The 8,164-nt window shown below is 61.2% G+C and carries 9 protein-coding genes; 8 read left to right on the forward strand and 1 reads right to left on the reverse strand.

Going from position 1 to position 8,164, the window contains the following annotated elements; all coding sequences use genetic code 11:
• The 6 genes from LLH00_00840 to LLH00_00865 all read left to right on the forward strand — a co-directional run.
• Positions 1 to 1,383 (forward strand): NADH-quinone oxidoreductase subunit L (locus LLH00_00840; GenBank protein MCE5269813.1); only part of this gene is annotated, 1,383 nt, incomplete at its 5' end.
• A 348-nt stretch (positions 1,384 to 1,731) separates the two neighbouring features.
• A complete protein-coding gene (locus LLH00_00845; GenBank protein ID MCE5269814.1) occupies positions 1,732 to 2,505 on the forward strand; it encodes a hypothetical protein in 774 nt (257 codons plus the stop codon).
• 21 nt (positions 2,506 to 2,526) lie between these two features.
• The gene (locus LLH00_00850; GenBank protein ID MCE5269815.1) at positions 2,527 to 4,110 is read left to right on the forward strand and encodes an NADH-quinone oxidoreductase subunit M; all 1,584 of its coding nucleotides are present in this window, start codon (positions 2,527 to 2,529) and stop codon (positions 4,108 to 4,110) included.
• Between the two features lies 1 nt (position 4,111).
• Entirely contained in the window at positions 4,112 to 5,611 is a 1,500-nt protein-coding gene (locus tag LLH00_00855) for an NADH-quinone oxidoreductase subunit N (GenBank protein MCE5269816.1), read from the forward strand.
• 10 nt (positions 5,612 to 5,621) lie between these two features.
• Positions 5,622 to 6,275, forward strand: coding sequence for a PorT family protein (locus tag LLH00_00860; GenBank protein MCE5269817.1), 654 nt, complete (start codon positions 5,622 to 5,624; stop codon positions 6,273 to 6,275).
• A gap of 120 nt (positions 6,276 to 6,395) precedes the next feature.
• Positions 6,396 to 6,593, forward strand: coding sequence for a hypothetical protein (locus LLH00_00865; GenBank protein ID MCE5269818.1), 198 nt, complete (start codon positions 6,396 to 6,398; stop codon positions 6,591 to 6,593).
• Here the strand turns inward: LLH00_00865 and LLH00_00870 are convergent.
• A complete protein-coding gene (locus tag LLH00_00870; GenBank protein ID MCE5269819.1) occupies positions 6,532 to 7,077 on the reverse strand; it encodes a DUF1232 domain-containing protein in 546 nt (181 codons plus the stop codon). The two genes, LLH00_00865 and LLH00_00870, sit on opposite strands and share 62 nt — an antisense overlap.
• Before the next feature lie 224 nt (positions 7,078 to 7,301).
• Here LLH00_00870 and LLH00_00875 point away from each other — a divergent pair, with 224 nt between their 5' ends.
• Both LLH00_00875 and LLH00_00880 read left to right on the forward strand, forming a co-directional pair.
• Positions 7,302 to 7,679 (forward strand): hypothetical protein, encoded by a 378-nt coding sequence (locus tag LLH00_00875; protein ID MCE5269820.1) that lies wholly within the window; start codon positions 7,302 to 7,304, stop codon positions 7,677 to 7,679.
• 170 nt (positions 7,680 to 7,849) lie between these two features.
• Positions 7,850 to 8,164: carboxypeptidase-like regulatory domain-containing protein (locus tag LLH00_00880; GenBank protein MCE5269821.1), on the forward strand; the 315-nt coding region annotated here is incomplete at its 3' end.

An 8,164-nucleotide genomic window follows, 5' to 3' on the forward strand; every position in this document is an offset into this window, starting at 1 on the left:
TTCCTGTTAGCCATCATCCTCATTTTCTGGAGCCTGGGCACGCTCAATTTCGGCCGGATCGCGGCCCTGGCCCCGGCGGCCTACGCCCCGGGGGGAACGCTGATCACCGCGATCACCCTGCTGCTGTTCCTGGGGGCCACGGGTAAGAGCGCGCAAATCCCGCTGTACGTGTGGCTGCCGGACGCCATGGCGGGCCCGACTCCGGTCAGCGCCCTGATCCATGCCGCCACGATGGTCACCGCGGGAGTGTACATGATCGTGCGGCTCAACGTGCTCTACCTTCTGGCCCCGGCCTCCATGGCCGTTGTGGCCACGGTGGGCGCGCTGACCGCGCTCTACGCCGCCTCGATCGGCCTGGTGCAGAACGACATCAAGAAAGTTCTGGCCTACTCCACTATCAGCCAGCTCGGCTACATGTTCCTGGCCGTGGGTGTGGGCGCTTTCAGCGCCGGTATCTTCCACCTGACCACGCATGCCTTTTTCAAGGCCCTTCTGTTCCTGGGCTCCGGCAGCGTGATCCACGCCATGGGCGGCGAGCAGGATATCCGCAAGATGGGCGGCCTGCGCGCCAGGACTCCAATAACATACTGGACCTGGGTAGTCGCCACCCTGGCTATCGCGGGCGTGCCGCCCCTGGCCGGGTTTTTCTCCAAGGATGAAATCCTCTGGCAGGCGTTTTCCAGCGCGCACGGCAGTTGGATTCTGTGGCTGATCGGGTTCGCCGCCGCCGGGATGACCGCGTTCTACATGTTCCGCCTGACATTCCTTACGTTCCACAGCAAGTTCCGCGGCACTCACGAGCAGGAGCACCACCTGCACGAATCCCCGCGCGTGATGACCGTGCCTCTGGGCATCCTGGCCGTGCTGGCGGCTGTGGGCGGGTTTATCGGGGTGCCGTCGGTCCTGGGCGGCGGGAACCATTTCCACCACTGGCTCGCTCCGGTGCTGGCCAGCGAGAACGGCAGCCTGCCCGTGGCCGAGGCGGCCGAGCACGCCCATAGCCTGGAATACCTGCTGATGTTGCTCTCCGTGGCCGTGGCCGTGGCAGGGATCGCCCTGGCCTGGTGGCTCTATATCCGCAAGCCCGAGGCCCCGGGGCGCATCTCCGGCCGGATGGCGGTGAGCTACCAAATACTGCTCAACAAGTACTACGTGGATGAGATTTACAACGTCCTAGTGGTGCAGCCGGTCAAGCTCATCTCCACCTACCTGTTGTGGAAGCTCCTGGATGTGGCGATAATAGACGGGCTGGTGAACCTGGCCGGACGGACCACGCGCGGGCTGGGACGCCTGGCCGCGCGGCTCCAGAACGGCTACGCGCAGGTGTACGCCATTTCGTTCCTGCTGGGTGCGGCGCTGATTTTGGGCGCGCTGCTGTGGTAGGGGCCTACCGGGGACCACGGATAATGCCGTAGGGGCGAGGCCTGCCTCGCCCGCGGGGAAAAGCAATTGGGCACGCTGCAGCGTGACCCTACGGGCAAAGGGCCGTAAAACGGGCATTTGTAGGGGCGCACCCGAGTGTGCGCCCGGGCGGACACATGGGTCCGCCCCTACGGAAGACAAACAAAAAGAGACGCGGGACGGGATGGGTTGTTTTACTCCCCTCCAAGCAAGAGGGGTGGCGGCGTAAGCCGACGGGGTGTGTGCAGTTAAATCCCCCTTAGCAAAGGGGGTGCCCGCGTAGCAGGCGGGAGTTGTAAGTGGAAACAGATTGAATGGAGGGCTGTCTGTATGCCTTCAAAAGAAACAAACATGAGTTTGCCACCATTATGGGGAGATGACCACCTTTCCGATTTTATACAAAAGTCACTCCAGAACGAGTTGGCAAACTTTGTACATAAAAAGCAAGTATATAATTTTCTATCTGCTGTTGATGATTGTTTTTTTTGTATAGCTGGTAACCTTAATAACCCAAACAACAGAGATATTGTCTGTGCTCTTTTGCTCTTGAGAACTCATTCAGCGTATCTATCAGCTTGTCGTCTCTCTCTTAGTGGACAAGCGACAGAAACGTTCCCTCAACTTAGGGCATGTCTTGAATTTTCTCTTTATGCCTTGCATATAAAGAACAATCCCGGATATGATGAAATCTGGTTAAGACGACACGATAACGGTGATTCGATAAAGGATGTACGCCAAAAATTTAGATATCAATTCTTAATCAATACATTAGAACTTGTCGATGCTGCTCTTTGTCCAGATGTCAAGCAACTGTATGAAAGATGCATTGATTTCGGTGCTCATCCAAATGAACGCTCTGTTACTGGCAGCATGCAAATGGAGCAGCAATCAGGGGGATTAAGATTAGATCAGAAATATCTTCATGGTGACTCTATCGAGCTTGATCATGCTTTAAAAACAACTGCTGAGATTGGATTGGGGAGTCTTTTGATATTTCAACACATCTTTATTCATAGATTTGAATTGCTATCTTTGGACATAAAATTAAACAAGCTTCGCAATGTACGATTGAGTGCCCTTTTTGACAATCAACAAAGCGTTTGATTCGCTAAGAAAGGCCTCCCTTTGGACCTGGTAGAGCTGAGCCAGTCCGACATACTCACCTGGATCGTGTTCCTGCCCCTGGCCGGAGCACTGGCCCTGTGGCCCGCACCGGCGCGCGGCGCGCGCTTTATCCGCGCGTTCAGCCTGGGTGTGAGCCTGGCCGTGTTCGCGCTCAGCGTTCTGCTGCTCACCGGGTTTGTCCCCGGCACGCCCAACATGCAGTTCGTGGTGCACCGTCCCTGGATCGAGCGCTACGGAGTGTCGTTCCACTTAGGCATAGACGGGATCAGCCTGTTCCTGGTGCTCCTGACCACACTCCTCACGCCCGTGGTCCTGCTCAGCAGCTGGAGCGCGGTGGACAAGCGGGTCAAGGCATTCAGCGCGCTGCTTCTGGTCCTCGAAACCGGCATGCTGGGCGCGTTTGTCGCCCTGGATATGGTGCTGTTCTACGTGTTCTGGGAGCTGATGCTCATCCCGATGTACCTGCTGATCGGGGTCTGGGGCCACGAGCGGCGGATCTACGCCGCGCTCAAGTTCATCCTCTACACCGCCGTGGGCAGCCTTCTGATGCTGGTCGGGTTCCTCTACCTGTTCTACCTGGGCTACCAGACCCTGGGCTACTGGACCACCGACCTTTTGCAGCTTTACCGGGTGGGCGTGCCGGTGGGGGTGCAGTTCTGGCTTTTCGCCGCGTTCGCCCTGGCCTTTGCGATCAAGGTGCCGATGTTCCCGTTCCACACCTGGCTGCCGGACGCCCACGTGGAGGCCCCCACCGCGGGCAGCGTGATCCTGGCCGGGGTGCTGCTGAAAATGGGCACCTACGGGTTCATCCGTTTCGCCATGCCGCTGTTCCCGGCGGCCAGCGATGCGTTCGCCCCGCTGATCATGACCCTGGCCGTGGTCGGGATCATCTACGGCGCCCTGGTGGCGATGGTGCAGCCGGACCTCAAGAAACTGGTCGCCTACTCCAGCGTGAGCCACCTGGGGTTCGTGATGTTAGGCCTCTACGCCCTGACCCAGACCGGAGTCACAGGGGCGGTCTACCAGATGCTCAACCACGGGGTCTCCACCGGGGCCCTGTTCCTTATCGTGGGTATCCTCTATGAGCGCCGTCACACCCGCGAGATCAAAGAGTTCGGGGGCCTGAGCAGCGCCATGCCGCGCCTGGCCTTCTTTTTCATGCTGGCCACGCTCAGCAGTATCGGCCTGCCGGGCCTCAACGGGTTCGTGGGCGAGTTCCTGATCCTGGTGGGCACGTTTGGCTCGAGCCACCCGCAGATGGTCTATTTCGCGGCCAGCGGGGTTATCCTCTCGGCCGTGTACATGCTCTGGATGTTCCGGCGCGTGATGTTCGGCCCGCTGGAGAACCCGGCGAACAAAATGTTGCCGGACCTTCATCTGCGCGAGGTGCTGGTGCTGCTCGCGCCCACGCTCCTGATGTTCTGGATGGGCCTGTTCCCGTCGTTCTTCACCGACCGGATGGAGGCCTCGGTGCAGTATTTCATCCAAAGCTACAACGCCAAGCTGGAGCTGAGCCGGTCCGAATCCCCGGCCGATCCGCTGCGTGGCGTGGTGAGTTTCGACCCGGCGGAGGCATCGCGCTGAGATGGAGCTCTTGAGCGGCATAAACTGGAACTCGTTCCTGCCCGGGGTGACAGTGCTGGTGACCGCGCTGTTCCTGCTCGTGCTCTCGCTGGCGTTCCGTCTGCGGGGTGTGCAGGGGCAGCCTGCGGCCGTGGCCGGGATGTGGGTCAGCCTGATCGGCCTGGGCCTGGCGGTCTGGATGAGCCTCTGCCAGTGGGACAGCCTGAGCGCGGCGTTCGACGGGATGCTGGTGCTGGACCCGTTCAGCACGTTCCTCAGCCTGCTGATCCTGGGCGGCGCGGCCCTGACTGTGCTGATTTCGCAGAATCAGGCCGCGGCGCTGCGCCAGGTTACAGGCGAGTACTACGCCCTCGTGGCCCTGGCCGCCCTGGGCATGCTGGTGCTGGTCAGCGCGGGCGACCTGATCGTGCTGTTCCTGGGCCTGGAGCTGATGAGCCTGGCGGTCTACATCCTGGTGGGGATCGACCGGGGGAGCCTCGGCAACACCGAGGGCGCTATCAAGTATTTCCTGATCGGCTCGTTCGCCGCGGCGTTCCTGCTCTACGGCATAGCGTTGCTGTACGGCGCCACCGGGACCACGCGCTATGACGGGATCGCCGCGGCGCTGTCCGAGGGGCAGCCCGCGCTGATCACCCTGGCCGGGCTTGGGCTGGTGCTGGTGGGACTCTTTTTCAAGGTAGCCGCGGTGCCGTTCCACATGTGGGCCCCGGATGCTTACGAGGGCGCGCCCACGCCGGTGACAGCGTTCATGGCCGTGGCGGTCAAGGCGGCGGCTTTCGGCGCGCTGGCCCGTCTGCTGAGCGGCGCGCTTCTGCCCCTGGCCGGCTGGTGGCTGCCGGTGCTCTGGTCCGTGTCGGTCGCCACGATGACCCTGGGCAACCTGGCCGCAGTGTTCCAGGGCAACCTCAAGCGCATGCTGGCCTACAGCAGCATCGCCCACGCGGGCTACCTTCTGGCCGCCCTGACCAGCCTGGACCCGTTCGCCTCCAGCCCCGCGGATGACAAGGCCCTGCTGTCGGTCCTGTTCTACCTGGCGGTCTACACCCTGATGAACGTGGGCGCGTTCGGCGTGCTGATCTACCTGGGAAGCCGGGGCGGCAAGGCCGAGACCCTGGAGGACATCCGCGGTGCGGGCTGGCGCTACCCGTTGGCCGGACTGGCGATGGCGGTGTTCATGTTCTCGCTGGCCGGAATTCCGCCCACGGGCGGGTTCATGGCCAAGTTCTACGTGTTCAGCGCGGTGGTGGAGCGCGGACTGGTCTCGCTGGCAGTGATCGGGGTGCTGAACAGCGCGGTGAGCGTGTACTACTACCTGCGGGTCACGGTGCAGATGTACATGCGCGATGGCGGCGAGGCCGGCGCGGAGGCTATGCCCGCGCTGGGACGGCCCCTGGCCCTGAGCCTGGCCGTGTTAGCCGCCCTGGCCGGTGTGCTGTATCTGGGAGTGAGCCCGGCGGGTTTGCTTGAGGCGGCGCGCCAGGCGGTGATGTTTTTGAATTGATGAGGGTATCTTGAGACGATACTGCTTGTTGCTTTTAGCTTTTGTGGCCTTGATCCAGCGGCCGGTTTTGGGACTGGAGATTGGCTATGGAGCGAAGGCCGGGTTGACCTGGTCGACTTTTATGGCCAAAGGCGGAGTAGGAGACCCTTTTCTGCCAAATCAATCCAGCCGGGTGGGGTTCTCGGTGGGGCCGTTCTGCAACATCGGAATAAACCGGGTGCTGACAGCCCAAATCGAAGCTCTGTTTACTCAAAAAGGCGCGCGGGGTTGGCAATATACCGTCTCTTCTGGCGGCGTGGTCAATCGGGACTTGATACTAAAGGAGGAATACAATCTCACTTATCTCGACATCCCAATACTGGCGAAAGTGTACCCCCTGAAAAATCAGGTCTACAGGCCGTATCTGATCACCGGGCCGGCATTATCGATTAATTTGGATGAAAAGTACAAGAACGGGGTGGGGTCGGTAAGCGCATCGATTGATGTGGATTATTTTGAGAGTACGTGCTTCGGGTTTATTGTCGGCGGCGGATTGGAGTATGCAGGTTTTTTTATGGAAATGCGGTCGGATTTCGGGATGACCCGCGCCGACAAGATCGTACACCAGGATTGGCGTGCATTGAAAAACAGAACGATAAGTGTGTTCGGTGGTTACCGGTTCTGAGCTTGGGTGTGCTGGGGCCAGAAATAAATAAACCACTGATTAAAGCGGGACGGTATCTTGTGTAGGGGCACGGCATGCCGTGCCCCTGTGTCATATAAAAACTTTAATAGAGGTTTCACTATGGAATGTCCCTGGTGCGCCATGGAGCTGGAGCCGGGAACCGAGGTCTGCCCCTACTGCAAGGAGCGCGTGGTGGTGGGCTCGCGCCGTCGCGGCAGCCTGTTCCGCCTGTTCGCCCTCCTGGCCCTGATCGGCTTTACAATCCTGCTGCTCGGGCACGCTGGACAGGATCTTCTTCGCTTTCTCGGGATTCGCTGATCAGGCTCAGGCTGCTGCCCGGGTGCTCCCGCTCCGGGGCCGCGTGCGTGTGCACCCCGAACCAGCGCGTGAGCCCCGCGCCCAGACGCGCGGTGAACGCCCCCACCACCACGGCCGACAGCTCGCGCAGGCTCTCCAACCGCTCCGGATCGCCGGGCCAGAGTTCGGCCAGTATCTCCGGTTCCACTTCCTCCAGTATCCGGTTGACCGCGAAAGCCGCCAGCAGGATATCATCCAGCAGGCCCAGCGGCCCCAGAAGGCCCTCGGGCAGAAGGTCGAGCGGGCTGGACAGGTAGGCCGCCACAACCGCCACCTTGATCCTAAGGCTCCGCGGCACCCGTGTGTCCAGAAGCACCCGGCCGGTAAGCGCGAGGATATCGGGCAGCAGCAGCGCCAGACCTGTCACCGCCGGGGCCGCCGCGCCAAGGTGCTTGCCGGCCCAGGCGGTCAGCCGTCCCCGGACCGAATCGTAGAATCCAGACATGCTTCCCCCTCTGTGATACAAGCCGAACGTGTAGGCCGCTCCGTGCCAGGCGGCGCAAATCACGGGGGAGACACTTCCGGCGTCGGCATTCCAACGCACCGCCTCCGGAAGAATCCCTACCTGAATTTAATCCACCCCCGCGGCTCCGGCAAGGCTGTTTTGCCACGGAATGCACGTTATCGCGCCTTGACATTGACCTCGGCCCGCCCGCATATTTAGCGGTGATGAAAACCTCGCTGAAAATACGACGCATTCTTGGCGCAATGCTGCTGGTCCAGTTCGCCCTGTTCAACACCCTGGTCCAGTACCACAACAGCGTCCACCCCTCGGAGCACGGTTTCCACCAAGAGATCTGCCCGGCCCCGCAGGGTGACTCCGCTGTGTTCCGCACGGATGACCTGGAGCAATCCTCTCAGAGTGCGGCCAGGCATGCCGCCTGCGCTATCTGCTACCTGTGCGCCACCAGCCAGCCGGTCCCGGCCGGAGACATCCCACCGCTGAGCGCGGGCCTGCTGCGCCTGATCCCTGTCCCACCCGCCGACAGCCCCTACTGCACTGCGGCCGAAATCCGCTGCGGCCGTGCACCGCCTCTTTCCGCCTGAATTCCAGCGTCTATCAGTCCTTACTGTTCGTTCGATTAAACTGGAAAACATAGTCAACTAAGACCCTCGATCTGAGTGCGAAGGCCGCGTGAGGCTATTCCGGTCGGCCCACGCGGGCTTCCGGCATGATTTCATAAAGGGTAAGAACTCAATCGCCGCAGGGAGGCGAGATGTCTAAATATTTGTATCTGATTACTGCAGCTTTAGTTGTTTTCACTGTGCAGGGTTTGCGGGCCACGCCCGCGGACGCAGAGTCACGGGGGGAGACGGTTCTGGCCGACAGCCGTTTCGGTGAGCTGAGCGGCAGGGTGACCGACGCCGCCGGCGCACCGCTGGCGGATGTGAGCGTGTTCGTGATCGAGATCAGCCGCGGCACGGTGAGCGGCGCGGACGGCCGCTACAGTCTGCCGCGCCTTCCCGCCGGGGCCTACCGGGTTTCGTTCAGCCGCACGGGCTACGCGCCCGAGGTGCGGCGGGTGGAGATC

This window comes from bacterium (assembly GCA_021372515.1).
In the GTDB taxonomy this organism is placed as follows: domain Bacteria; phylum Gemmatimonadota; class Glassbacteria; order GWA2-58-10; family GWA2-58-10; genus JAJFUG01.

Coding starts and splice junctions, on each gene's coding strand:
- LLH00_00845 (MCE5269814.1), top strand. CDS start 1,732: ATGCCTTCAAAAGAAACAAACATGAGTTTGCCACCATTATGGGGAGAT.
- LLH00_00855 (MCE5269816.1), top strand. CDS start 4,112: ATGGAGCTCTTGAGCGGCATAAACTGGAACTCGTTCCTGCCCGGGGTG.
- LLH00_00865 (MCE5269818.1), top strand. CDS start 6,396: ATGGAATGTCCCTGGTGCGCCATGGAGCTGGAGCCGGGAACCGAGGTC.
- LLH00_00870 (MCE5269819.1), bottom strand. CDS start 7,077: ATGTCTGGATTCTACGATTCGGTCCGGGGACGGCTGACCGCCTGGGCC.
- LLH00_00875 (MCE5269820.1), top strand. CDS start 7,302: ATGAAAACCTCGCTGAAAATACGACGCATTCTTGGCGCAATGCTGCTG.